Genomic DNA, 24,599 nt, shown 5'->3' with positions numbered 1-24,599 from the left:
CACCCCTCGGAGCGCCCCTTCAACCCGCGTGCATGCGATCGCCCGACCCACCTCGCAGCGAAACCGCAGCGCATCGATTTCTCGGCCGCGCGGCCGGAGCGCATGCGCCCCCGACCCGTTGCCGATCTGCCGGACGGGCCGCTCCGTCCCCGCGCGGCATGGCAAAGGACCGCCCGCGGGGGCCCGCGGCACTGTCCCGCCCTGCATTCACGGGGAATCCGCTTGACCTTTGGGTGTCCGAACTGTTGAACGCGGGCTGATGTGACAGGAAAGGCACGCCGCGCTCATGGACAGTCAGAACAAGAACCTCCTGCTCGCCACCGCTCTGAGCTTCGTGGTGATCCTGATCTGGTTTGTTCTGTTCCCGCCGCCGGAGCAGGCGCCCCAGGAGCAGGAAACCCTCAGCGAGACTGCCACCGCCGAGAACGGCGATGGCGTGGCTTCCGCGCCCGGCACGGCCCCCGATCCCGGCGGCAGCGATATCGCCGCCAACACCGAGGCCGGCAGCCCCGCGGCGACGACCGAGGCGCCCCGCCTGCAGATCGACACCCCGCGCATCGAGGGCTCCATCTCGCTCACCGGCGGGCGGCTCGATGACCTGCGGCTCAAGGACTACAACGTCGAGGTCGATCCGGATTCGCCCATCGTGCAGATCCTTTCCCCGGTGGGCAGCGACAACCCCTACTACGCGCTCTACGGCTGGGCCCCCGGTTCGGGCCTGGGGCTCGACGCGGTGCCCGGCGCCAACACCGCCTGGGAAATCGCCGAAGGCGAGACGCTGACGACCGAAAGCCCCGTCACGCTGGAATGGCAGAGCCCCGCAGGCCTGACCTTCCGCCGCGAGATCTCGGTCGACGAGAACTACATGTTCACCGTCACGCAGTCCGTCGAGAACACATCGGACGCGACCGTCTCGGCGGCGCCCTACGGCATCGTCGCCCGCCACGGCGAGCCGCAGAACCTCAAGAACTTCTTCATCCTGCATGAAGGCTTGATCGCCATGGCCGACGGGGAGCTCTCCGAGTACGGCTACGACGACATGACCGATTTCGAGGTCTCGGCCACCGAGGGTGCCCGCGCCGAGGTCACGCAGGTGACCGAGAACGGCTGGATCGGCTTCACCGACCATTACTGGATGACGACGCTGGTCCCCAACCCCGGCAGCCCCTTCAAGCAGACCGCCAAGTACGACGAGCGCCGCAACATCTATCAGACCGAGGCGGTGCAACGCACGCTGACCATCGCCCCCGGCGAGACCGCCGAAAGCACCACGCAGCTGTTCGCGGGCGCCAAGGAATGGGACACGATCCGCGACTACCAGCAGAACGGCATCGACCGTTTCGTCGACGCCATCGACTGGGGCTGGTTCTTCTTCCTGACCAAGCCGATCTTCGCGGTGCTGCACTTCCTCAACAACCTGATCGGCAACATGGGTGTCGCGATCATCGTGCTGACGCTCGGCATCAAGGCCCTGCTCTTCCCGCTGGCCTACAAGTCCTACGTCTCGATGGCGAAGATGAAGGAACTTCAGCCCGAGATGGAGAAGCTCAAGGAGCAGGCCGGCGACGACCGCCAGAAGCTCCAGCAGGGCATGATGGAGCTCTACAAGAAGAACAAGGTGAACCCGGCCTCGGGCTGCCTGCCGATCCTGATGCAGATCCCGATCTTCTTCTCGCTCTACAAGGTGATCTTCGTCACGATCGAGCTGCGCCACGCCAACTTCTTCGGGCCGTTCAACGACCTGTCGTCGCCGGACCCGACGTCGATCTACAACCTCTTCGGGGCGCTGCCCTGGGGCGCGCCCGATCCGGGCACGCTGATGGCGACGATCTTCATCGGCATCCTGCCGATCCTGCTGGGCGTGTCGATGTACCTGCAGCAGAAGCTGAACCCGGCCCCGACCGAGCCCACGCAGGCGATGATCTTCGCCTGGATGCCCTGGGTTTTCATGTTCATGCTGGGCAGCTTCGCGAGCGGCCTGGTGGTCTACTGGATCTCGAACAACACCATCACGTTCATCCAGCAGTACACGATCATGCGCAGCCAAGGGTACAAGCCGGACATCCTCGGCAACATCAAGTCGGGCTTCGGACGCAAGGAGAAGGCGCAGGACGACAAGTCCTGACGCCGGTGACCCTCACATGAACCAGCTTCCCTTCCCCATCGCCCCGGATCCCGAGGACGCGGCCCGCGAGGCGGGCCGCAAGCTGTTCCTCGGGCCCGTGGATTTCGTGAAGGGCGTCGTGGCCATGTCCGGCCTGCCGCCGGACGACCGCACCGAGATCTGCTTTGCCGGCCGGTCGAACGTCGGCAAGTCGAGCCTGATCAACGCCCTGACGGGTCGCAAGGGGCTGGCACGGGCGTCGAACACGCCCGGCCGCACGCAGGAAATCAACTACTTCGCCGCCGCGGACAGTCATTACATCGTCGACCTGCCGGGCTACGGCTTTGCCAATGCGCCGGTGTCGAAGGTGCAGGAATGGCAGGCGCTTCTGAAGACCTATCTCGCCGGGCGTGCCTCGCTGCGCCGCGCCTTCGTGCTCGTGGATCACCGCCACGGCATCAAGGAGGTCGACGACGAGATCATGACCCTGCTCGACCGCTCGGCCGTGCCCTTCCAGGCGGTGCTGACCAAGCAGGACAAGGTCAAGGCCAAGGACCGCGAGCCGGTGCTGGCGCAGGTGCGCGAGAAGCTCGGCAAGCACCCCGCCGCCTATCCCGAGATCGTCGTGACCAGCTCCGAGACGGGCGACGGGATCGCCACGCTTCGCGCGATCATCGCCACCCTCGCCTAGCCTTTCAGGCGCCCTTCCGGCAGGATCGCCCGCACCCGCACGAGGACCGAGGATGAGATCGCAAGACATGAACCGAGACTGGATCGTCACCGCCCGCACCCTCTCCGAGGCGCTGCCCAACCTGCAGCGCTACTCGGGCGCCATCGTGGTGGTGAAGTTCGGCGGCAACGCCATGGGCGACGCGCAGGCCATGGCCGAATTTGCGCGAGACATCGTGCTGATGCGCCAGGTGGGCATCAACCCGGTGGTCGTCCACGGCGGCGGCCCCATGATCAACGAGATGCTCGGCAAGCTCGGGATCGAATCGAACTTCGTGCGCGGCAAGCGCGTCACCGACCAGGCCACCGTCGAGGTGGTGGAGATGGTGCTGACCGGTCTCGTCAACAAGCGCATCGTGCAGGCGATCATGGACCAGGGCGGCCGCGCCGTGGGCCTGTCGGGCAAGGACGACGATCTCATGGTCTGCGAGGCGGACGACCCCGAGCTGGGCTTCGTCGGCAAGCCGGTACAGATGAATCCACAGGTGCTGCACGATCTCTTCGGTGCGGGGATCATTCCCGTGGTCGCCCCCGTCGCCACCGGGCGTGGCCCGAACGAGACCTTCAACGTCAACGGCGATACCGCCGCGGGCGCCATCGCGGGCGCGCTCAAGGCTGATCGCCTGATGCTGCTGACCGACGTTTCGGGCGTGAAGAACCAGTCGGGCGAGGTCATGACCGAGCTCACCCCGCAGGAGGTGCGTCACCTCACGGACGAGGGCGTGATCTCGGGCGGGATGATCCCCAAGACCGAGACTGCGCTGAAGGCGATCGAGGACGGCGTGCGCGGCGTGGTGATCATCGACGGACGCGTGCCCAACGCCTGCCTGCTCGAGCTTTTCACCGAACACGGCTCCGGCTCGCTCATCCGCTCGGCAGATCGACCACCGCTCGGCCGCTGACGGCTCCTAAAGCTTTGAGATCGGGCGGCCTTCTGGAAAGGTGGGCGCATGAAACGCCTCATTCTCATGCGCCACGCGAAATCCGACTGGTCCCTCGGGCTCGAGGATCACGACCGCCCTCTCAACAAACGCGGCCAGCGCTCGGCCGAGGCCATCGGCTACTGGCTGGCTCGCAAGGGGCTGAGCCCGGACGAGATCCTTTGCTCGACCTCGGTACGCACGCGCGAGACGCTGGGCCTGCTGGGCGCCTCCGCCGAGCCGCGCTTCGAAGCGGTGCTCTACAATGCCGAGCCGCGTGCGATGCTGGATTGCCTGAAGGATGCGAGTGGCGAGACGGTCCTGATGATCGGGCACAACCCCGGCATCTGCGTCTTCGCCCACGAGCTGCTGGCCAGTGATCCGGACCATCCTCGCTTCGAAGACTATCCGACCTGCGCCACGCTTGTCGCCGAGTTCGAAATCGACGACTGGGGCGCCCTGCGCCCCGGAAGTGGTGTCGCGCGGGACTTCGTGGTCCCGCGCGAACTGATCTGAAGACCCGGGTGGGGCCGGGTCAACCGATCATTCCGCGGTGATCGTGGTCATCACAAGGTCACCGTCCATGCGGATCGGGCCGTCCTCGCTGGCGCCCAGCGTGTATTCGAAGATGCCGGTTTCCATGCCGCCCTCTTCCGAGTGCACCATGAGCATCAGCATGTCGCCGGACGCGACGTCTTCGGTCAGGATGGCGGCGACGTCGGTGTTCTCGCCGGCGCGCAGCGGTGCATGACCGACGACGGGGCCCGGGGCCATCTCCGAATCGGTGCGGTGGACGACGAGCCAGCCGTTGGCATTGGCAGTGACCATGTCGGCGCTGACGACGCCGTTTTCGACGGACTGGTCCGAGGCCTCGACCATCGGGGTCATGGAATGGGATTCAGCGAAGGCCGCGGTGGCGGACGCTGCGATAATGGAAGCGGTCAACAGGATACGCATTGGAAACTCCTTTGGCTGCGCACCGACCTTCTGGCCGGCATGCCCTTAGTCACGAAGCCACGGCGGGGGAGTTTCGCGTGATCCGGAAAAATTCCGCATTCTCACGCAAACGCGATCCCGCGTGAGAGGACCGGGCCCGGGTGGGGGCCCGGACCCGGTCGCCGCGAGCGCCGGAAAGCAATTCGAAAGATGGCCCGGCGCCACGGAATGCGGGCCCTACCGTCCCCTGTCGCAGGTGTAGCAGGGCACCATGGCCGCCGGGCCGGCGCTTTCTGCAGCGACGGTGCCGCGCGGCGCCTCCGGGCGGGGCGCCTTTGTTGCAGGCTCGCCCATCGAGAGCGTGGCCGCGGCGATGACTGTTGCGAACATCATGTCGGGGATCCTTTCCGTAGGCCGCGCTCAGCGTTCGACCACGTGCCAGACGCCGCCGACGCCGTCACCGTTTGCCTGCCCCGGTCGGCTGTCGCCCTGCCAGTAGTAGAGCGGCTGGCCCTCGTAGGCCCACTGCGCGCGACCATCGGCCCGCTGGAAAACGCCGAGACCGTCGTGCGCCGCAGCGCCGTCCTCGGCCAGGTAGGGCGGCCAGCTGCGGGCACAGCCCCCGGAACAGTTGCTGACGTTCTCGCCGTCGTTGTCGAAGGTGTAGAGCGTCATGCCTGCCTCGTCGGCCAGCAGGTGGCCATCGGCGGCGGCTGTCGTGGCAAAAGCGCCGAGCAGGCCGGCGGCGATCAGGGAAATGAACTTCATAGAAAATGCCTTTCGGATCAGTGGCCCGCTTGGGCCGGTGCTAACGCCAGGGGCTGCCGCGGAACGCGTGGTCCGCGCGGCGGGGCCTCGGCTGGCGCGGTTCTGCTCCTACGGGGTTGTGGCAAGCGTTGTCGCGAGCGTTGTAACGCCGCCCCCGACGCGTTGTATTTGGGGGCTCGTGGCGCCTTTCAGGCCTCGTCACCCTCGGCCCGCAATCCGCGTACAAGGGCGGCATAGGCGGCGCGATCGGTCTTGCGAAGGCTGTCGAGTGCGTCACGGGCGCGCTCGCCCGCGCTCTGGCCCTCGGCCTGCTTCACGGCGTCCACCGCATCTATCAGGCGGAAAAGCTCGGCGATGGCAGGGTCATCCCGGTCCGCATCTTTCGCCAGCACCATGAGCGCGTCGAGGATCGTGCCCAACTGGTTGCCGTAGCTCGCCACTTCGCGCGTGATGCGACGCTCGATCTCGATGTTTCCGGCGATGTCGGTGGAGGAATAGTCGGGGGCAGTATTCTGGAACACGTCGCCCGAAAGCGGCGAGCGGAACCAGGTGAACGGAAAGCCGAAGTCAGGTCCGGCCACGGCAATGCCCTCCGAAAGGCGGTCCCCCGGCCAACCCGGAGGACCGGAAAGATCAATGCCCGAGGATCTGGCTCAGGAAGAGCTTGGTGCGCTCGTTCTGAGGATTGTTGAAGAACTCCTTGGGCTCGTTCTGTTCGACGATCTGGCCCTGGTCCATGAAGATCACGCGGTTCGCCACAGCCTGGGCAAAGCCCATCTCGTGGGTCACGCAGAGCATGGTCATGCCCTCCTCGGCGAGCTCGACCATGGTGTCGAGCACCTCCTTGATCATCTCGGGGTCGAGCGCCGAAGTCGGCTCGTCGAACAGCATGATGCGCGGACGCATGCAGAGCGACCGGGCGATCGCCACCCGCTGCTGCTGACCGCCCGAGAGCTGGCCGGGGTACTTGTGTGCCTGGTCGGGGATCTTCACCTTGCGCAGGAAGTGCATCGCCGTTTCCTCGGCTTCCTTCTTGGGCGTCTTGCGAACCCAGATCGGCGCCAGCGTGCAGTTTTCGAGGATCGTCAGATGCGGGAACAGGTTGAAGTGCTGGAACACCATCCCGACTTCAGAGCGGATCGTGTCGATGTTCTTGATGTCCGAGGACAGCAGCGTGCCGTCGACCTCGATCCGGCCCTTCTGGTGCTCTTCCAGCGCGTTGATGCAGCGGATCAGCGTGGATTTGCCAGACCCCGAGGGGCCCGCGATCACGATCCGCTCGCCGCGATGGACGGTCAGGTCGATGTCGCGCAGCACGTGGAAGCTGCCGTACCACTTGTTCATGTTCTCGATGCGGATCGCGACCTCGTCGCTGACCTTCATCTCGACGGGGGCGTCTGTGGTCATTTGTGCGGTCTCAGCCATGGATCAGGCCTCCGTTAGCGATGATCGGTGGTGAGCTGCCGCTCGAGCCACTGCGAGTATTTCGAGATGCCGAAGCAGACGACGAAGAAGAGCGCGGCGGCAAAGGCCCAGAGCTCCCAGTAGACGCCGTTCCATTCGGTCGAGGCGAGGATCGGCCCGCGGATCATGCCCACGAGGTCGAACATCGAGATGATCGAGACGAGTGTGGTGTCCTTGAAGAGCCCCACGGCCACGTTCACGATCCCCGGGATCGAGATCTTGAGCGCCTGCGGCAGGATGATCAGCCGCATCGCCTGGGCGTAGTCGAGCCCGAGGCTGTCCGCCGCCTCGTACTGGCCGCGCGGCAGGGCGGCGAGGCCCCCGCGGATCACCTCGGCGATATAGGCCGAGGCGAAGGCCGTGATCATGATGATCACCCGGATGATCAGGTCGAAGTTCGAGCCCGGCGGCAGGAAGTAGGCCAGCACCACGTTTGCCACGAAGAGCAGGGTGATCAGCGGCACGCCGCGGATGAACTCGATGAAGACCACGCAGATCCACTTGATGATCGGCAAGGAAGACTGCCGTCCCAGCGCCAGGGCGATGCCGATGGGGATCGAGAGCGATACGCAGACGGTGCCCAGGATCAGGTTGAGCATGAAGCCCCCGATCTGGCGCGATTCCACCTGCTGCATGGCAAGGATGCCGTCGACGGGGATCGAGGTCAGTATCCACAGAGCGACGAGGGCGACGATCACGCCGCCGAAGAACCCCATGGCAAAGCTCTTGGCCACGAACCGCTGGTAGACGAGGTAGCCTGCGGCCAGTCCCACCATCGCGAAGATCGGGGCAAGGATGCTGCCGCCCCATATCAGGAAATACGCGAGGAACGGGTAAAGCGCGGTGAAGACCAGCATCTTGCTGGGCAGGTACTGGAAGAAAAGCACCGGCGCGATGGCGACGAAGAGCAGTATGAAGGCCAGCGCCGGGCGCCAGTAGAGCTCGCTCGGGTACTGGAACCCGAAAAGAAGCTGGTTCCAGCGTTCGGCCAGCACAGCGAAGCACCCCCCCGTCTGCCCCTGCAGCATTTCGCGGCAGTCGCGGATCGACGAGGCATCCCAGACGCCGTTGGCGAACCACGGGAAGACCGACCAGATCAGCCAGATCAGCGCGTAGAGCGCCACCAGCGTCAGGATCGTGTTGGGGATGGTCGAGAAGAGATTGGTCCGGGTCCACTTGACCAGCCCGGTTTCGGTGACCGGGGCCGGCTGCTGCTCCAGCATGCTGTCCCGGACGTAGGCGACGGAGTGCTCGTGCATGTCGGACATGTCAGCGCTCCTTCAGCTTGATGGCGTTGTTGTAGACGTTCATCACCGCCGAGATCGAAAGCGAGATCGTCAGGTAGAACAGCATCAGCAGCAGGATGCATTCGATCGCGCGGCCTGTCTGGTTCAGCGTGATGCCGCCCAGCGTACCTGTAAGGTCCATGTACCCCACGGCAATGGCCAGCGAACTGTTCTTGGTGATGTTCAGGTAGTGAGAGATCAGCGGCGGGATGATCACCCGCAGCGCCTGCGGCAGGATCACCATGTTCATGATGCGGTTGGGGCGCAGGCCCAGTGCCGCGGCGGCCTCGGTCTGGCCCTTGCTGACCGACAGGATGCCCGCGCGCACGTTCTCGGCGATGAAGGCGCCGGTGTAGATCGCCAGTGCGAACCACAGCGCGATCAGCGACCCCAGGATCGACACGCCGCCCTGAAGGTTGAAGCGGTTTGCCAGCGGGTCGGGCCGGTCGAGCGAGATCGGCATGCCGAGCAGGAAATAGAAGACCACCGCCGGCACGATCAGGATGACCAGCGAAGGCCAACCCATGGGCAGCAGCTTGCCCGTGTCGTAAAGCAGTTTGGTCGCGTAGCGGCGGTAGGCGAAGACGCCAATGACCGAGGCCACGAAGATCGCAAAGACAACCCAGCCCAGCGGCGTGAAGACCGGCTTGGGGATATAGACCCCACGGTTGGTGAAGGCGAACATGCCCAGGATCAGGTCCGACTCGGGGTCCTCGCCCAGGTAATTGCGTGCCGTGGGCAGCACCGCGGTCATGATCGTGTAGATGATCAGGATCCAGATCAGTACCGGCACGTTGCGGAAGGCCTCGACGTAGGCCGACATGAGCCGTGCAATCAGCCAGTTGTTCGACAACCGCAGCACGCCCGCCGCCACGCCGATGATCGTCGCGGTCAGGCAAGCCAGGAACGAGACCAGCAGCGTGTTCAGGACCCCAACGATCGCCGCGCGCAGGTGCGTCGACTGGCTGTCGTATTCGATCAGGGTCATGTTGATGTCGTAGTTCGACGAGTCGCCCAGGAAGCCCCACGAGATGTTGAGCCCCGCCTCGCGGAGGTTGGTCGCGAGGTTCGAACCGAGATACGCGATAGCCGCGATCAGCAGCAGCAGCGCAATGAACTGGAAGGTGTAGGACCGGTACCGGGTGTCGTTGATCAGCTGCGATAGCTGAAACGACTCGCTTGGCGGGTCGCTGAGCGTGGTCATGTATGATTTCCCTGTCAGACGTCCGGAGATTTCTCTGCAGCGGGTTTGTCCCGACTGTCCTGTCCCGGATTGTTCTGGCTCCGCTCGGGGCGGAAAAATCGGGGGCGCAGGATCACCTGCGCCCCCGGGATCGGTTTAGCGGAACGGCGGGCTGTAGAGCAGGCCGCCTTCGGTCCACTGTGCGTTCAGACCGCGCGACAGGCCGATGGGGGTGTTCTCGCCGATGTTCTTCTCGAAGAGCTCACCGTAGTTGCCGCCGGCCTTGATGGCGTTGACGGCCCAGTCGGATTCGAGGCCCATCATGCTGCCGAGGTTGCCCTCGGTGCCGAGCAGACGGTTCACTTCCGGGCTGTCGGTGCCGCTGGTCAGTTCGTCGATGTTGGCCGAGGTCACGCCCAGCTCTTCGGCGGCGATCAGGGCGTTGAGCGTCCAGCGGACCACGTCACCCCATTCGTTGTCGCCGTGGCGGACCAGCGGGCCCAGCGGCTCCTTCGAGATGATCTCGGGCAGGATCACGTGATCGCCCGGCGCCTCGAAGGCGGCGCGGGTCGCGGCGAGACCCGAGCTGTCGGTGGTGTAGACGTCGCAGGCGCCGTTCAGGTAGTTCTGCTGCGCCTCGGCGTTGGTTTCGATCGGGACCGGCTCGTAGTCCATGTTGTTCTTGCGGAAGTAGTCCGCAAGGTTGAGCTCGGTGGTGGTGCCGGTCTGGATGCAGACCCGCGCGCCTTCGAGCTCTTTCGCCGAGGACACGCCGAGCGCCTTGGGCACCATGAAGCCCTGGCCGTCGTAGTAGTTGACGCCGGTGAATTCGAACTTCAGGTCGACGTCACGGGTAAAGGTCCAGGTGGTGTTCCGGGCCAGCATGTCGATCTCGCCCGAAGCGAGGGCGGTGAAGCGCGTCTTGCCGGTGGTCGGCACGAACTCGACGGCCATCGGATCGCCCAGCACCGCGGCAGCCACGGCGCGGCAGACGGCCACGTCGAAACCGCTCCATTCACCGTTGGCATCCGGCGCGGAGAAGCCCACCAGGCCGGTGCTCACACCGCAGTTGAGCGTTCCACGTGCCTTCACGTCGTCCAGCGTCGCGGCGGACGCGGCTCCGGCCGCAAGGCCGGCCGCCGTCAGCGCGCCGAAGATCACGGTTTTCTTCATATCTACCTCTTCCTGTTGGTCCGCCTCGTCCCGAAACGGATTACGGTGATCCCTTGAACTGGGATCTTGGTCACCAAACTAGGGGCTTGCCCCTTCAGGCGCCCCGAGTTTGGGCGGAATCCAGCGCAGAGGTCAAGGCAGGATGCCGCAAAGACAGGCAGTCGTTACCGTCACGCCTGTCAATTGTGCGATGTCAGGCCGGCCCTGTTTCGCCCTCGGCGAGACGGTAGAATCTTTCGGCCTGAAGGAAGGAAAGCCGCTTGATCTCGGCCACTTCGGCGGCCTCCTCGTCGTGGCCCCACTGCTCTTCCTGGAAGCGTTCGTCGAGCCGCGAGACCTGCCAGATCTCCTCGGCCTCCGCCTGCCTTTCGGCCGCGGCGAGCGCGAGCACGAGCGAGCCGCTCAGCGCCACCAGATCGTGGAAGGCGGCCAGCCGGAAGGGCCCTAGCGCGTCGACCTGCGCCCGCAGTCGGGCCAGCGCCGCGCCGTCCTGCGGCGCGTGCATGATGCCCGCTCGGGGCTCCAGCCGGGCGCCGTAGGCCTCGGCAGCCCAATCGAGGAAGGGGTCCCATTCCTGGCGTTGCCGTTCGGCCAGATCCTCGGGCCGGTCGGCGCGGTAGCACAGAAGGTCCGCGTCCCCGTATTCAGCCAGCATCTCCACCACTGCGGCGCGCTGGTGACGCACCTTGTCGAGCGCGGAATTGGCGGTGCGGGTGAAGGGCATGCTGCCCGGGTCGATGCGCTCGCCCTGCGCCTGCCATTCCTCGGCCACGGCCTGCGCCAGCGGTTCGGTCGGCAGGGTCAGCGTGGCCTTGGCGGGCGTCTTGACCCGGCGGCCGTCAAGTTCGACCAGCCAGAGCCCGTCCTCGGGCACGACGGCGGCGTCCTTCCAGAATCGTTTCGGGGCCCATTCGCTCATGCGGGCTCTCCCAGCGTTTCGCGGATTGCAGTCTCGAGACCTTCGGCATCCTCGACGACGCAGCGCGCGGCGCCCAGCGAGGTGGCGGGGTGGTAGCCCCAGCTCACGCCGATCGCGGGCATCCGCGCGGCCTGCGCCATCTCCATGTCGAAGGAGGTGTCGCCGATCATCACGGCGTTCGCGGGCTCCACGCCCGCCTCGACCATGGCGGTCAGCAGCATCGAGGGGTGCGGCTTCGACGGGTGGTCGTCGGCCACCTGCGTGGTGACGAAATACCGCCCGAGGTTCAGGCTTTCGAGCAGCGCGTCGAGCCCGCGCCGCGACTTGCCCGTGGCGATGCCAAGCAGCAGGTGATCCACCTGCGACAGCCGCTCCAGCAGGTCGGTCATGCCCGGGAACAGGGGCGAGGCCTCGGTCCCGCCGCTCTGGCGCAGCGCGGCGTAGCGGGTCTTGTAGGCCTCGACCATCTTGTCGAGGATCGTCGGCGGCATGTCGGGCGCCAGCTGCGCGATGGCCTGCGGCAGCGACAGCCCCACCACGCCCAGCACGCTCTTGCGGTCGGGCGCGGGGCGGCCGGTTTCGGCAAAGGCCGCCCCCATGGCGGCGAGGATGTCGGCCTGGCTGTCCACCAGCGTGCCGTCCACGTCGAAGATCGCGAGTTTCAGGTCGGTCATCTCAGCTTCTCGAAAGGGTCCTCGTCGGCGATGTCCTCGGCCCAGCCCAGCGTCTCCCAGGTTTCGGCCATGTGCTCGGGCAGCGGCGCGGTCACGGTGACCTGCTTTCCGGTCACCGGATGGAGAAAGGCCATGGTCCGCGCGTGAAGGTGCAGCTTGCGGGAAATGATCCCGCCCAGTTGCGCGCCCCAGCCATCGCCGAGGTTCTCCTGCCCCGAGCCGCCGTACTTGCCGTCGCCGATGATCGGGTGCCCGATCTCGGCCATATGCGCGCGCAGCTGGTGGGTTCGGCCGGTCACCGGTTCCATCGCCACCCATGCGGCGCGGTTGGCCACGCGGTAGAGCGTGGCATAAAGCGTGTGCGCCCGCTTGGCGCCGGGGGTGTCGTCCATCTCGCGCGGGTGCACGGCGCGCATCTTCTCGCCCTCGCCGTGCGGGCCATGACCGCCCGCCTTCACGAGGCCGTAGCGGATCTCGCCCAGGTAGGGCGTCGGCACGCCCGCCACCAGCGCCCAGTAGATCTTGCGCGTCTGCTTGCGCCGGATCGCCCCGGTCACCCCCTGCGCCACCGCGCGCGTGCGCGCCAGCAGAAGCACCCCCGAGGTGTCCTTGTCGAGCCGGTGCACGAGGCGCGGCTTCTCGTCGAGGCCGAAGCGCAGCGCGTCGGCCATCCCGTCCACGTGACGCGTCTGCTTGCTGCCGCCCTGCGTGGGCAGGCCCGGCGGCTTGTTGAGGGCAAGGATGTGGTCATCCTTCCACAGCACGCAGGACCGGATCATCTCGGCATCCTTGTCCGAAACCTGCGGCTTCTTCGGCTGCGCGGGGGTGGTGGGACCTTCGCCCGGATCGGGCAGCGGCGGCACGCGCACCTGCTGCCCGGCCTCGAGCCGGGTCGAGGCCTTCACCCGGCCGCCGTCCACGCGGATCTCGCCCTTGCGGCACATCTTCTCGACCCGCCCTTGCGGGACATGGGGGAACTGCCGCTTGAACCAGCGGTCGAGCCGCTGGTCGCCGTCGCCCGTTGCGACCGTCAGTGTCTGCACACCGCTCATGTGGTGAGACTCCTTGCGAACCAGAGGCCGGCGAAAAGCGCCAGGACCGAGAGAATGACCGAGGCCAGCACGTAGGCCGCCGCCGGCCCCACCTGCCCCCGCTCGTAAAGCGTCGCCGCGTCAAGCGAGAAGGCCGAGAAGGTCGTGAACCCGCCCAGCACGCCCGTCATCAGGAGCGGCGCGAACCGGTTGCCCGAGAGATGCGCCAGCACCACCACGAGCACCCCCATGGCGAAGGAGCCCGCGACGTTCACCGTCATGGTGCCCCAGGGAAAGCTCTTGCCCGCCAGCCGCGCGATCGCGGTGGTGGTGAGATAGCGGCCCGACGCGCCGAGCGCGCCGCCGAGGGCGACTTGGAGGAGGGGGGTCATGGGCGTCCCATCGCCAGTCGGGGGGCACTTGTCAAGCCGGGCATCGGGGGCTCTGCCCCCCTCCGCGCCTGCGCGCGGAGTCCCCCGGAGTATTTCCACCAAGAAGAAGCGGCCGCGCGGCGCCCGGTCACGTGTCGTTCCGCTCTCGCCGCAGGCGGGCGAAGTAGTCGACGCGCTTGCGCAGGTCGCGCTCGAAGCCCCGGTCGACGGGGTCGTAGAGGGCGAGGCGCTCCATGTCCTCGGGGAAGTAGTCCTGCCCGGAAAAGGCATCCTCGGCGTCGTGGTCGTAGTCGTAGCCCGCGCCGTAGCCCTGCTCGCGCATGAGTTTCGTGGGGGCGTTCAGGATGTGCTTCGGCGGGGTGAGCGAGCCGGTCTGCTTGGCCGCCTTCCGCGCCCCCTTGTAGGCCTTGTAGAGCGCGTTCGATTTCGGCGCGAGCGCGAGGTAGACCAACGCCTGCGCGATGGCGAGTTCCCCCTCGGGCGAGCCGAGCCTCTCGTAGGTTTCCCAGCCCTGCAGGCAGACACCCTGCGCCTGCGGGTCGGCGAGGCCGATGTCCTCGACCGCCATGCGGGTGATGCGGCGGGCGAGGTAGCGCGGGTCTTCGCCCGCGTCGAGCATGCGCCCGAACCAGTAAAGCGCGGCGTCCGGGTCGGAGCCGCGCACCGACTTGTGCAGCGCCGAGATCAGGTTGTAATGCGCGTCGCCCGACTTGTCGTATTGCGCCACCCGACGGGTGAGGCGCTGCGAGAGGAAGGTGGTGTCGAGCGGGGCGTCGAGCCGCCAGCTCATGACCTGTTCCACGAGGTTCAGCAGCGCCCGCCCGTCGCCGTCGGCCATGTCGAGCAGCGCCTGCCGGGCCTGCGGTTCCAGCGGCAGGTCCCGGCCGAGGTCCCGCTCGGCGCGCTGCGCGAGGTCCTCAAGTTCCTCATGCGACAGCCGTTCCAGCACCAGCACCTGCGCGCGGGACAGGAGCGCGGCGTTCAGCTCGAAGCTGGGGTTCTCGGTGGTGGCGCCGACGAGGAGGATGGTGCCGTCCTCCATGTGGGGCAGGAAGCTGTCCTGCTGCGCCTTGTTGAAGCGGTGGATCTCGTCGACGAAGAGCAGCGTGCCCTGCCCCGCGCGGCGGCGCTGCTTGGCAGCGTCGAAGACCTTGCGCAGTTCCGCCACACCGCTGAAGATCGCGCTGATCTGCACGAATTCCAGCTCGGTCTCGTCGGCAAGCAGCCGCGCGATGGTGGTCTTGCCCACACCCGGCGGGCCCCAGAAGACGATAGACCCCAGCGTGCCCGCGTCGAGCATGGTGCGCAGCGGCCCGTCGGGGCCGAGGATGCCCTGCTGGCCGATCACCTCGTCCAGGTGACGAGGCCGTAGGCGGTCGGCGAGCGGGCGCGGGGCACTGCCCTCACGCGGTTCGGCGGCGGCCCCGCCCGGCTGGTCGAAGAGATCGGCCATGCTCAGACCCGGAACCGCAGGGCGACGCGGCGGCCGCCGCGTTCGACCTCAAGCTGGATGCGCGGGGCGGCGCGGCGCAGCAGGCGGTCGACCTCGACCGGGCGCGACACGCGGCGGCCGTTCACGCCGAGGATCACGTCGCCCGGTCGCAGCCCGGCCCGTGCCCCGTAGCGGCCTGGCTCGGTCACCGCCACGCCCGAGGCATCGAGCGGCAGGTCGAGCTCCACCGCCACCGCGGGGTTCACGCGGGTCAGCGCCAGCCCGGGCAGAACCGCGCGGTCATCGAGCGTCACCGCTTCGCGCGCGGGGGTCTCGGGCGGGGCGATCATGGGGACCGCGACCTCGGCCTGGTTGCCACTGCGGCTGTAACCGACCCGCGCGTCTTCGCCGATGCCGCGCACCGCCATGCGGAAGATCATCTCCTCCGGCGCGTTGACCTCGAGCCCGTCGACCGCCTGCACCACGTCGCCCACGCGCAGCCCCGCCCCGGCAAAGGGGCTTTCGGGGTGCAGCTGGGTGATGACCACGCCGCCGGGGCGAGCGAGCCCGAGGCTCTCGGCTAGGTCGGCCTCGACCGGCTGGCCGGTGATCCCCGCCCAGGGCCGGGCGAAGACCTCGTTCCCGGCGCGGGCCTGATCGACGAATTCCTGCACCAGCGCCGAGGGGATGGCGAAGCCGATGCCGTTCGATCCGCCAGAGCGGGTCAGGATCGAGGTGTTGATGCCGATGAGCCGCCCCTGCACGTCGATGAGCGCGCCGCCGGAATTGCCCGGGTTGATCGGCGCGTCGGTCTGGATGAAGTAACCGCGCCCCTGCCCCGTCGCCGTGCCCGATCGCGCCAGCCCCGAGACGATGCCGCTGCTGACGGTCTGTCCAACGCCGAAGGGGTTGCCGATGGCCAGCACCAGTTCGCCCACCTCGACCGTGTCGCTGTCGCGCAGGGCCAGATGCGGCATGTCCGCGGCGCCCTGCAGCCGCAGGATGGCAAGGTCCGAGTCCTCGTCGGCCAGCAGCACCTCGGCGTCGAATTCGCGCCGGTCGTTCAGCACCACGCGGATGTCGGTGGCCTGCCCGACCACGTGGTAGTTCGACACGACGATGCCGTCCCCGGACAGGATCACGCCCGAGCCGAGCGAGTTCTGGACGCGCGGGCGCGACAGGTCGCGGAACATCTCGCCAAAGAAGGGATCGCCCGCGAAGGGGCTGCGCGACTGCACCACGCGGCGGGCGTAGATGTTGACCACGGCGGGTGTCGCCTCGCGCACCAGCGGCGCGAAGCTGAGCGAAATCTCTGTCTGGCTCTGCGGCACCCGTGTCTCGGCCCAGCCGGGCGTTGCGAGAATCAGAAGAAGGCAGAGACAGCGCAGCATCGACAGAACCTCCGAAAGCGACGGGTCACTACCCGAGATAGGCAGGCACGGCGCGGTTGGCGAGGGGTCGACCGGGAAAAGAGCCCAACGACGTCCACGCCTCGCACAACAGAAAAGGGCCCCGCCGTTCCCGGCAGGGCCCCTCGAAATCGTCGGGCGAAGAGGATCAGTCCTCTTCGGCTTCCATCGCCTCTTCGCGTGCGCGGTCGGCGGCGCCCTTGGCCTCGGGGTCGCGGTCCACCAGCTCGATGATGGCCATGGGGGCCATGTCACCGTAGCGGAAGCCGGCCTTCAGGACGCGGGTGTAACCACCCGAACGCTCGGCGTAGCGGGGGCCGAGCACGTCGAAAAGCTTGGCGACCAGCTCGGGCTGCTTGAGCTGTGCAGCTGCCTGGCGGCGGGCGTGGATGTCGCCGCGCTTGCCCAGCGTGATGAGCTTGTCCATCACGCGCTTCAGCTCTTTCGCCTTGGGCAGCGTGGTCTTGATCTGTTCGTGTTCGATGAGCGAGCCCGACATGTTGGCCCAGAGGGCCTTGCGGTGCTCGTGGGTGCGGTTCAGGCGGCGGTATCCGCGGGCGTGACGCATTTTCTTACTCCGGTTTTTGCCCTCTACGGGCGGTTTTGCTTTGTCCGGCCGCCGATGCGTGTCAGCGGCTCTCCTTGGGGCAGATGCCCGGTTCGGTGCGTGAGATCACGCACCCTACAGTTTGGTAGGGTGCGTGCTTGCACGCGCCTTAGAACGAGTCTTCCAGCTTCTTGGCCAGGTCCTCGATGTTGTCCGGCGGCCAGTCCTCGACATCCATGCCAAGGTGCAGGCCCATGCCCGACAGCACTTCCTTGATCTCGTTCAACGACTTGCGGCCGAAGTTCGGGGTGCGGAGCATCTCGGCTTCGGTCTTCTGGATCAGGTCGCCGATGTAGACGATGTTGTCGTTCTTCAGGCAGTTCGCCGAACGCACCGAAAGTTCCAGCTCGTCCACCTTCTTGAGGAGGAGCGGGTTGAACTCGAGGCCGTCCTCGTCGTCCTGGCGGGTGGCCGACTCGGGCTCGTCGAAGTTGACGAAGATCGACAGCTGGTCCTGCAGGATCCGCGCGGCATAGGCCACGGCATCCTCGGGGCTCACGGAGCCGTCGGTCTCGACCTTCATGGTCAGCTTGTCGTAGTCCAGCACCTGGCCTTCACGCGTCGGCTGCACGTCGTAGGCGACGCGCTTTACGGGCGAGTAGATCGCGTCGATCGGGATCAGGCCGATGGGCGCGTCTTCTGGCTTGTTGCGGTCGGCCGAGACATAGCCCTTGCCCGTGTTCACGGTCAGTTCCATGAACAAGTCGGCGCCATCGTCGAGGTGGCAGATCACGTGCTCGCGGTTCAGCACCTCGATGCCGGCGCTTTCGGCGATGTCACCGGCGGTGACGACCGCGGGGCCCTTGGCCGTGATCGACACGCGCTTGGGTCCGTCGACCTCCATACGCAGGCTGACCCCCTTGAGGTTCAGCACGATATCGGTCACATCCTCGCGGACGCCGGCCACGGACGAGAACTCGTGCAGCACGTTGTCGATCTGGACGCTGGTGATTGCGGCGCCCTGAAGGCTCGACAGCAGGACACGGCGCAGCGCGTTGCCGAGCGTGAGACCGAAGCCGCGCTCGAGAGGCTCGGCCACGACCGTCGCCATGCGCGCGGGTTCGGCGCCGGGCTTGATCTCCAGCTGAGTCGGCTTGATCAGTTCAGCCCAGTTCTTATGGATCATGCAGTTCCCTCCATACCTGCCCCGCCCCCATGTCCGAAGGGTCGGGACGCCCGAGGTTCAAAATGGCGTAGCGGGGCCGGGCGCGAAGGCCCGGCCCCGTAGTAGAGTGAAACCGATCAGACGCGGCGGCGCTTGGGCGGGCGGCAGCCGTTGTGGGCGATGGGCGTCACGTCGCGGATCGAGGTGATGTTGAAGCCCGCTGCGGCCAGGGCGCGCAGCGCGGATTCACGGCCCGAACCGGGGCCCTGCACCTCGACCTCGAGGGTCTTGACGCCGTGCTCCTGCGCCTTCTTGCCTGCATCTTCCGCGGCCAGCTGGGCGGCGTAGGGCGTCGACTTGCGCGAGCCCTTGAAGCCCATGGTGCCGGCGGACGACCAGGAAATGGCGTTGCCCTGCACGTCGGAGATCAGGATCTTGGTGTTGTTGAAGGTCGAGTTCACGTGAGCAACGCCAGCGGCGATGTTCTTGGAGACCTTCTTCTTGCCGCTGGTGCGGCGAGTATCGCGTGCCATGAGTCGTGTCTCCCCTTACTTCTTCTTGCCTGCGATGGGCTTTGCGGGGCCCTTGCGCGTGCGAGCGTTGGTGTGGGTGCGCTGACCGCGCACGGGGAGGTTGCGACGATGGCGCAGGCCGCGGTAGCAGCCGAGGTCCATCAGGCGCTTGACGTTCATCTGCACTTCGCGGCGCAGGTCGCCTTCGACCGTGAGGTTCGCGTCGATGTGCTCACGAACGGCGAGCACTTCGGCATCGCTCAGTTCGTTGACGCGGCGGCTCAGGTCGATGTTGACGGCCTCGCAGATGTCCTTCGCCGTGGAAGGACCGATGCCGTGGATGTAGGTCAGAGCGATCGGGACCCGTTTGTGGGTCGGGATGTTGACGCCGGCAATTCGTGCCAAAATGCTGTTCCTTTTCGTTGCGAGCCCGTAGCCCCAGGCCCTTTTTTCACAACTCGTGTCTTTCACAACATGTGGCCCGAGGCAGGTCGCCTTCGGGCCGTCGCGCAGTCGAGGTGATCGGCAGCGGCCGCGGAAACGGCCACCAGTCGTGATTCCCGTTCAGAGATGCGGGTGCGTAAAGCGATTCAGAACCCACGTCAAGCCGCATCAGACAAGGCCGTCAGACCTGCGTCCCGCGCCTCTTTCGGGCCCCGGTCTTCCCGGGAAAATCGCCCTCTCCCGGCCGGGGAGAGGACGGAGCAAGGAGGTTCAGCCGTCCAGCTTCTCGGTGATCGCCGCCTGGACATCGTCGATCTCGCCCAGGCCGTCGACGCGGGAGTAGAGACCCTTGACGTAGTAGTAGCCCACCAGCGTCGAGGTCTGCTTGTAGTAGGCCAGCAGACGGGTCTTGAGGCTTTCCTCGTTGTCATCCGCGCGGCGCTTGAACTCGGTCCCGCCGCAGACGGCGCATTTGCCGTCCTCGGGGATCGGCTTGGTCAGGTCGTTGTAGACCTCGCCGCAGTTGGCGCAAGTCGACCGCGCCGTGATGCGTTCCACCAGCTTGTCGTCGTCCACGCGCAGCTCGATCACGTGATCGAGCTTCTCGCCCATGTCCTCGAGCAGGTCACCCAGCGCGTCCGCCTGCTTCAGCGTGCGCGGGAACCCGTCGAAGATGAACCCCTTGCCGTCGGAGGCCTCGAGCTTTTCGCGGATCAGGCCGATGACGATATCGTCGGTGACCAGATTGCCGGCCGCCATGACCTCGGCGACCTTCTGGCCCATTTCGGTTCCGCTGTCTTTTGCTTCCCGCAGCATGTCGCCCGTGCTGAGCTGAACCATGCCCCGGTTCTTTTCCAGAATGCGGGCTTGCGTGCCCTTCCCCGCTCCCGGCGGCCCAAGAAGAATGATGTTCATCGGCGCGTCGGTCCCCCCCGTTTCTTTCGAGCCTTGCCCTTGCCCTTGCCGCGCAGCTGCGACTTCTGGATCAGGCCTTCGTATTGGTGTGCCAGCAGATGGCTTTGCGCCTGCTGGATCGTGTCCATCGTGACGCTCACGACGATGAGAACAGAGGTGCCGCCGAAATAGAAGGGAATTGCGAACTGCGCCCGCAGGATTTCCGGAAGAAGGCAAACCGCCGCGAGGTAGGCCGAGCCGAGCACAAGCACGCGGTTCACGACGTACTCGAGGTATTCCGCGGTGCGTTTGCCGGGCCGGATGCCGGGCACGAAGCCGCTCTGGTTCTTCAGGTTGTCCGCCACATCGTCCGGCTTGAAGGCCACGTTGAACGTGTAGAAATACGCGAAGAAGACGATCATCGCGGCGAAGAACAGCAGGTAGAGCGGCTGACCGGGCCCGAAGTAGGCCAGGATCGTCGACATCACCGGGCTGGTCTGGCCGCCCGAAAAGGTGCTGATCGTCGTCGGCAGCAGCAGCAGCGAGCTTGCAAAGATCGCCGGGATCACGCCCGCGGGGTTCACCTTGACCGGCAGGTGCGAGCTCTGCGCCTCGGTCATCTTCATGCCGACCTGTCGGCGCGGGTACTGGATGGTGATCTTTCGCAGCGCCCTCTCCATGAAGACCACGAAGGCGATCACCGCCACGACCATGACAAGCACACCGACGATCACGGCGGGGCTGATGGCGCCCGAGCGGCCGCTCTCGAAGAACTGTGCGAGGGCTGCGGGAACCTCGGCGATGATGCCGACGAAGATGATGAGCGAGATACCGTTGCCCAGACCGCGGCTGGTGATCTGCTCACCCAGCCACATCAGGAACATGGTACCGCCGACCAGGGTGATCACGCAGGCCGCGCGGAAATACCAGCCGGGCTCGTGCACCAGGTCGCCTGCCTCGAGCGAGGCGGCAAGCCCGTAGGCCTGGAAGGTCGCCAGGAGCACGGTGCCGTAGCGCGTGTACTGGTTGATCTTCTTGCGGCCCTGCTCGCCCTCTTTCTTGAGCTGTTCCAGCGCGGGAACCATCGAGGTCAGCAGCTGCACGATGATCGAGGCCGAGATGTAGGGCATGATCCCGAGTGCGAAGATGCCCATCCGCCCCAGCGCGCCGCCGGTGAACATGGACACCATACCGGCGATCCCCTGCCCCGCCTGCTCGACGAAGTCGCGCAGGGCGCCGCCGTCGATGCCCGGCACGGGCAGGTAGGTCCCGATCCGGTAGACCACCAGCAGCGCCAGCGTGAACAGGATGCGGTTGCGCAGGTCGGTGGCCTTGCCAAGCGCCGCCCAGGAGGTGTTGGCGGCCATTTGCTCTGCTGCGGATACCATACGGGTCTCTCTTTTCAGACGAACGCCGCCAGACGTCTTCCGGCGTCGGCGGCGTTCAGGAAAACTGTTGGCAGGTGTAAGCGGCGCATGCGCCGCTCACAACCGGTTATTCCGCCGCTGCCGTGCTCGTGACATTGAGCGAGCCGCCGGCTTTCTCGACGGCTTCGACAGCCGACTTGGAAGCACCGGTGACGTTCAGCGTCAGGCCCGAGGTCAGCTCGCCCTTGGCGAGGACGCGGATGCCGTCCAGCGAACGACGGACAAGGCCGCATTCGACGAGCTTGGCTTCGTCGATCGGCTGACCGGCGTCGAGCTTGCCGGCGTCGACGAATTTCTGGATCATCCCGAGGTTCACCACCGCGTAGCTCTTGCGGTTCGGCTTGTTGAAGCCGCGCTTGGGCAGACGCTGGTAGAGCGGCATCTGGCCACCTTCGTAGCCGTTGATGCTCACGCCCGAGCGGGATTTCTGACCCTTGATACCACGGCCACCCATCTTGCCCTTGCCGGAGCCGGGGCCGCGGCCAACGCGCATGGCCTTCTTGGTTGCGCCGGGATTGTCGCGCAGTTCGTGCAGTTTCATGTCGCTTCTCCTTCGCCGGATGCGGCCCCCGAAGCGTAATGGGCCGACCACGGCATGCGATTACGTGAGTCGCGGCCCACTCGGGGCCACCGGGCGCGTATAAGACCCGTTCGGCGCAGGATCAAGTCCCTGCACCCGCGCAGTCACGCGGGCTCGGTCAGGCGCGTGATGCGGCCCGCCAGCGCAAAGGCCGTCCGGCCCACGATGATCGACAGCACGAAGGCCACCGGCCAGGCGACAAGCCAGCCCACCAGCCAGTCCGTGAACCAGCCCGGGATGCCCACCGTCGGGATGGCGCGGAAGATCAGGGTCATGAGAAAGGACATGCTGCCCGAAATCATGACCTGCGCGAGGATCAGAGTAGATTTTGCCTTGTCCATGGTCACTCCATCTGGATGCGGGTGCCATGTGCGCTGCCCTCTGCGGCAGTCCACGACACCCCTCGTTTCAGGGTGCCGCGGGTTCGACCCTCTGGGGGTCGACTAACTCCCGGCGCGTTGCGCGGGGGCCGGGATAACCGTACCGGCCAGACGTTTTTCGGCTGAAGCCTGATACCTCGCCCGCACCGATCCGGTCAAGCGCGGGCGATGCACAGGGGCTGTGCTCAAAGCTCGCCGGGCGCGTACCAGTCGCCCATCTTCACCTGCGTGGCCTCGCCCACCAGTTCGGCGAAGTGTTCGGGATCCTGCGTGCCGCCGTCCTGCCCGCGGTAGTGGTAGGGATAGACATAGGTAGGCTGGAACTCGGCCACGGCGTCCGCCGCCTGCTCGGCGGTCATGGTGTAGGGCAAGTTCATGCAGAGGAACGCCAGGTCGATGTCCTCGAGCGCGCGCATCTCCGGCGTGTCCTCGGTATCGCCCGAGATGTAGACCCGGAAGTCGCCCATGGTCAGGACATAACCGTTGTCGCGCCCCTCGGGGTGAAAGTTCGTGCGCCCCTCGGTGGTGTTGTAGGCCGGGATCGCGTCGATCGAGATGTCGTTCCAGCCGGTACTGTCGCCGTTGGCCATGACCTCGTCGGCCTGCAGCCCCTCGGGCAGCATCTCGGCCACAGCGGGGTTGGTGATGAGATGCGTGTCCTCGCCCTTGAGCGCCTGCAGCACCTCGGCGTTGTAGTGGTCGCCGTGCTCGTGCGTGATGAGGATCAGGTCCGCGGCGGGGAAGTCCTCGTACTGCGACGCCTCGCCCACAGGGTCGACGTAGATCACGCCGGCGGGCGTCTCCATCACGAAGGAGGCGTGCGACACGGGATGCACCGTCAGCGGGCCCATCCCGGTGTCGAAGCTGTTCGAGGCGTGGGCCTCGGCCCGCGCGGCATAAGGCAGAACGGTGATGGCGCCGGCAGCGGCGGCGGCACTGGCAAGGAAGGTGCGGCGGGTGGTCATGGTCTGTCCTCCTGTGTTGGACCGGGGATCGGTCGTCCGGTCAGAGGATAGTCCGCGGCGGAAACGCGGCAATGTCGCGGTGGGCGCGCGAAATCGCCGCCAGGGTTTGCCGAGGCGCACACCGACAAGCCGGGCGCGCGCCGGACCGCGGTTTGGCGCCACGACCTCCGGGCTGGGCACTTTGTGCCGGCAAGGTTCGGATGACCTCGGACCTCAGCGCGGCGGCAACCAAAGCGCCAGACCGCGGGGACGGTCCGGCGCCCGCCCGGCGGGCTGACGCCCCTTGTTCCGGACGAAAGGCGGAGTCCCCCCGACACCCCTCCCCCAAACAGAAAAACGCCCGCGGGATCTCTCCGACGGGCGCTTCAAACTTCAATCCGCGAAGGGCGCTCAGTCGCGCTCTTCGACGACCTCCACCAGGTGGGGGATCTTGCGGATCATGCCGCGAACCGAGGGGGTATCCTCGAGCACGCGGGTCTTGTGCATCTTGTTCAGGCCCAGGCCCACCAGCGTGGCACGCTGGTCGGCGGGGCGGCGGATCGGGCTGCCGATCTGCTTGACGACGATGGTCTTGGCCATGGGTTACGCCTCCTCGGCAAGCTGGGTCTGCGGATCGCCGTGCGACGGTGCTTCGTCCCGCTTGGGCAGGATGTCTGCGACCTTCTTGCCGCGGCGCTGCGCCACCATGCGGGGCGACTGCTCGCGCTGCAGGCCGTCCAGCGTGGCACGGATCATGTTGTAGGGGTTCTGCGAGCCGTTCGACTTGGCGACGACGTCCTGAACACCCAGCATCTCGAAGACGGCACGCATGGGACCACCGGCGATGATACCGGTACCCTGCGGTGCGGTCCGCATGATGACCTTGCCTGCCCCCCAGCGACCTTCCTGGTCGTGGTGCAGGGTGCGGCCTTCGCGAAGCGGCACGCGGATCATCTTGCGCTTGGCCTGCTCGGTGGCCTTGCGGATGGCCTCGGGGACCTCCTTGGCCTTGCCCTTGCCGAAGCCGACGCGGCCCTTCTGGTCACCGACGACCACGAGCGCCGCGAAGCCGAAGCGCTTGCCGCCCTTGACGGTCTTGGAGACGCGGTTGATCGCGACGAGGCGATCGGCGAATTCGGGGGTTTCGTCGCGGTCGCGGCGGTTGCCCCTGCGGTTGTCACGTTCTGCCATGCGGCATGTCCTTTCTCGTGGCGCGGTCTCGCGCCGGTTCTCCAATCGAAGTGGGCGTGGATACGCGCCCCCCGATCATCGAGGCCGTGGGGCGG

General features: G+C 66.5%; 29 protein-coding genes. 4 read left to right on the top strand and 25 right to left on the bottom strand.

The genetic code is table 11. The annotated features are described in order from the left end of the window. Window positions 1-286 precede the first annotated feature (286 nt). From yidC to C8N44_RS08660, 4 genes are read left to right on the top strand one after another with little or no spacing between them, the layout of a single operon-like run. Window positions 287-2,125 (top strand): membrane protein insertase YidC, encoded by a 1,839-nt coding sequence (gene yidC, locus C8N44_RS08675; protein WP_107975803.1) that lies wholly within the window; start codon window positions 287-289, stop codon window positions 2,123-2,125. A gap of 16 nt (window positions 2,126-2,141) precedes the next feature. Then, window positions 2,142-2,795 carry a ribosome biogenesis GTP-binding protein YihA/YsxC gene (gene yihA / locus C8N44_RS08670; RefSeq protein ID WP_107975802.1) on the top strand — a complete coding sequence of 218 codons (654 nt, stop codon included), beginning with the start codon at window positions 2,142-2,144 and terminating at the stop codon, window positions 2,793-2,795. A 52-nt stretch (window positions 2,796-2,847) separates the two neighbouring features. After that, window positions 2,848-3,735, top strand: a complete 888-nt coding sequence (argB, locus tag C8N44_RS08665) for an acetylglutamate kinase (protein ID WP_107975801.1) — start codon at window positions 2,848-2,850, stop codon at window positions 3,733-3,735. 48 nt (window positions 3,736-3,783) lie between these two features. Then, window positions 3,784-4,269 carry a SixA phosphatase family protein gene (locus tag C8N44_RS08660; RefSeq protein ID WP_107975800.1) on the top strand — a complete coding sequence of 162 codons (486 nt, stop codon included), beginning with the start codon at window positions 3,784-3,786 and terminating at the stop codon, window positions 4,267-4,269. 27 nt (window positions 4,270-4,296) lie between these two features. Here C8N44_RS08660 and C8N44_RS08655 read toward each other — a convergent pair whose 3' ends face one another. The 25 genes from C8N44_RS08655 to rpsE all read right to left on the bottom strand — a co-directional run bounded on the left by C8N44_RS08655 (window position 4,297) and on the right by rpsE (window position 24,504). Beyond that, window positions 4,297-4,710 carry a DUF7282 domain-containing protein gene (locus C8N44_RS08655; RefSeq protein WP_107975799.1) on the bottom strand — a complete coding sequence of 138 codons (414 nt, stop codon included), beginning with the start codon at window positions 4,708-4,710 and terminating at the stop codon, window positions 4,297-4,299. Between the two features lie 216 nt (window positions 4,711-4,926). Beyond that, window positions 4,927-5,082 carry a hypothetical protein gene (locus C8N44_RS23340; RefSeq protein ID WP_158274025.1) on the bottom strand — a complete coding sequence of 52 codons (156 nt, stop codon included), beginning with the start codon at window positions 5,080-5,082 and terminating at the stop codon, window positions 4,927-4,929. Between the two features lie 27 nt (window positions 5,083-5,109). Beyond that, a complete protein-coding gene (locus tag C8N44_RS08650; protein WP_107975798.1) occupies window positions 5,110-5,457 on the bottom strand; it encodes a COG4315 family predicted lipoprotein in 348 nt (115 codons plus the stop codon). A gap of 188 nt (window positions 5,458-5,645) precedes the next feature. Then, window positions 5,646-6,038, bottom strand: a complete 393-nt coding sequence (locus tag C8N44_RS08645; protein ID WP_107975797.1) for a hypothetical protein — start codon at window positions 6,036-6,038, stop codon at window positions 5,646-5,648. Between the two features lie 52 nt (window positions 6,039-6,090). After that, the gene (locus C8N44_RS08640; protein ID WP_280514082.1) at window positions 6,091-6,882 is read right to left on the bottom strand and encodes an amino acid ABC transporter ATP-binding protein; all 792 of its coding nucleotides are present in this window, start codon (window positions 6,880-6,882) and stop codon (window positions 6,091-6,093) included. Window positions 6,883-6,896: 14 nt separating this feature from the next. Beyond that, window positions 6,897-8,189 carry an amino acid ABC transporter permease gene (locus C8N44_RS08635; RefSeq protein ID WP_107975795.1) on the bottom strand — a complete coding sequence of 431 codons (1,293 nt, stop codon included), beginning with the start codon at window positions 8,187-8,189 and terminating at the stop codon, window positions 6,897-6,899. A 1-nt stretch (window position 8,190) separates the two neighbouring features. Next, window positions 8,191-9,411 (bottom strand): amino acid ABC transporter permease, encoded by a 1,221-nt coding sequence (locus tag C8N44_RS08630; RefSeq protein WP_107975794.1) that lies wholly within the window; start codon window positions 9,409-9,411, stop codon window positions 8,191-8,193. A gap of 135 nt (window positions 9,412-9,546) precedes the next feature. After that, window positions 9,547-10,563: an amino acid ABC transporter substrate-binding protein gene (locus C8N44_RS08625; RefSeq protein WP_107975793.1), complete on the bottom strand. Its 1,017-nt coding sequence runs from the start codon at window positions 10,561-10,563 to the stop codon at window positions 9,547-9,549. A 193-nt stretch (window positions 10,564-10,756) separates the two neighbouring features. Further along, complete coding sequence (locus C8N44_RS08620) at window positions 10,757-11,482, bottom strand: ATP12 family chaperone protein (RefSeq protein ID WP_107975792.1); 726 nt, start codon at window positions 11,480-11,482, stop codon at window positions 10,757-10,759. Next, complete coding sequence (locus C8N44_RS08615; protein WP_107975791.1) at window positions 11,479-12,156, bottom strand: HAD-IA family hydrolase; 678 nt, start codon at window positions 12,154-12,156, stop codon at window positions 11,479-11,481. The genes C8N44_RS08620 and C8N44_RS08615 overlap by 4 nt, the downstream gene beginning before the upstream one ends. Beyond that, window positions 12,153-13,208: an RluA family pseudouridine synthase gene (locus C8N44_RS08610; protein WP_107975790.1), complete on the bottom strand. Its 1,056-nt coding sequence runs from the start codon at window positions 13,206-13,208 to the stop codon at window positions 12,153-12,155. Before C8N44_RS08610 ends, C8N44_RS08615 begins: the two co-directional genes overlap by 4 nt. Continuing rightward, entirely contained in the window at window positions 13,205-13,579 is a 375-nt protein-coding gene (crcB, locus tag C8N44_RS08605; protein ID WP_107975789.1) for a fluoride efflux transporter CrcB, read from the bottom strand. The genes C8N44_RS08610 and crcB overlap by 4 nt, the downstream gene beginning before the upstream one ends. Window positions 13,580-13,706: 127 nt before the next feature. Further along, window positions 13,707-15,032, bottom strand: a complete 1,326-nt coding sequence (locus C8N44_RS08600) for a replication-associated recombination protein A (RefSeq protein ID WP_107975788.1) — start codon at window positions 15,030-15,032, stop codon at window positions 13,707-13,709. A 2-nt stretch (window positions 15,033-15,034) separates the two neighbouring features. Then, window positions 15,035-16,402 (bottom strand): trypsin-like peptidase domain-containing protein, encoded by a 1,368-nt coding sequence (locus tag C8N44_RS08595; protein ID WP_107975787.1) that lies wholly within the window; start codon window positions 16,400-16,402, stop codon window positions 15,035-15,037. Between the two features lie 166 nt (window positions 16,403-16,568). After that, window positions 16,569-16,988 (bottom strand): 50S ribosomal protein L17, encoded by a 420-nt coding sequence (rplQ, locus tag C8N44_RS08590; RefSeq protein ID WP_107975786.1) that lies wholly within the window; start codon window positions 16,986-16,988, stop codon window positions 16,569-16,571. A 148-nt stretch (window positions 16,989-17,136) separates the two neighbouring features. Continuing rightward, on the bottom strand, window positions 17,137-18,153 hold the full coding sequence (locus C8N44_RS08585; RefSeq protein WP_107975785.1) for a DNA-directed RNA polymerase subunit alpha: 1,017 nt from the start codon (window positions 18,151-18,153) through the stop codon (window positions 17,137-17,139). 116 nt (window positions 18,154-18,269) lie between these two features. Then, window positions 18,270-18,665, bottom strand: a complete 396-nt coding sequence (rpsK, locus tag C8N44_RS08580; RefSeq protein ID WP_107975784.1) for a 30S ribosomal protein S11 — start codon at window positions 18,663-18,665, stop codon at window positions 18,270-18,272. 15 nt (window positions 18,666-18,680) lie between these two features. Further along, on the bottom strand, window positions 18,681-19,049 hold the full coding sequence (gene rpsM / locus C8N44_RS08575; RefSeq protein WP_107975783.1) for a 30S ribosomal protein S13: 369 nt from the start codon (window positions 19,047-19,049) through the stop codon (window positions 18,681-18,683). A gap of 309 nt (window positions 19,050-19,358) precedes the next feature. Further along, on the bottom strand, window positions 19,359-20,003 hold the full coding sequence (locus tag C8N44_RS08570; RefSeq protein ID WP_107975782.1) for an adenylate kinase: 645 nt from the start codon (window positions 20,001-20,003) through the stop codon (window positions 19,359-19,361). Next, the gene (gene secY / locus C8N44_RS08565; RefSeq protein ID WP_107975781.1) at window positions 20,000-21,370 is read right to left on the bottom strand and encodes a preprotein translocase subunit SecY; all 1,371 of its coding nucleotides are present in this window, start codon (window positions 21,368-21,370) and stop codon (window positions 20,000-20,002) included. Before secY ends, C8N44_RS08570 begins: the two co-directional genes overlap by 4 nt. Window positions 21,371-21,476: 106 nt before the next feature. Continuing rightward, a complete protein-coding gene (gene rplO, locus C8N44_RS08560; protein WP_107975780.1) occupies window positions 21,477-21,950 on the bottom strand; it encodes a 50S ribosomal protein L15 in 474 nt (157 codons plus the stop codon). A gap of 143 nt (window positions 21,951-22,093) precedes the next feature. Then, window positions 22,094-22,330 (bottom strand): DUF2798 domain-containing protein, encoded by a 237-nt coding sequence (locus tag C8N44_RS08555; protein ID WP_107975779.1) that lies wholly within the window; start codon window positions 22,328-22,330, stop codon window positions 22,094-22,096. 224 nt (window positions 22,331-22,554) lie between these two features. Beyond that, window positions 22,555-23,334, bottom strand: coding sequence for an MBL fold metallo-hydrolase (locus C8N44_RS08550; RefSeq protein WP_107975778.1), 780 nt, complete (start codon window positions 23,332-23,334; stop codon window positions 22,555-22,557). Between the two features lie 390 nt (window positions 23,335-23,724). Beyond that, the gene (gene rpmD, locus C8N44_RS08545) at window positions 23,725-23,913 is read right to left on the bottom strand and encodes a 50S ribosomal protein L30 (protein ID WP_107975777.1); all 189 of its coding nucleotides are present in this window, start codon (window positions 23,911-23,913) and stop codon (window positions 23,725-23,727) included. 3 nt (window positions 23,914-23,916) lie between these two features. Next, window positions 23,917-24,504 (bottom strand): 30S ribosomal protein S5, encoded by a 588-nt coding sequence (gene rpsE / locus C8N44_RS08540; protein ID WP_107975776.1) that lies wholly within the window; start codon window positions 24,502-24,504, stop codon window positions 23,917-23,919. Window positions 24,505-24,599: the final 95 nt, after the last annotated feature.

It is taken from the genome of Allosediminivita pacifica (genome assembly GCF_003054175.1).
Lineage (GTDB): Bacteria > Pseudomonadota > Alphaproteobacteria > Rhodobacterales > Rhodobacteraceae > Allosediminivita > Allosediminivita pacifica.
The sequence above is the reverse complement of the archived record's forward strand: the minus strand, read 5'-3'. Positions and strand labels throughout refer to the sequence as shown.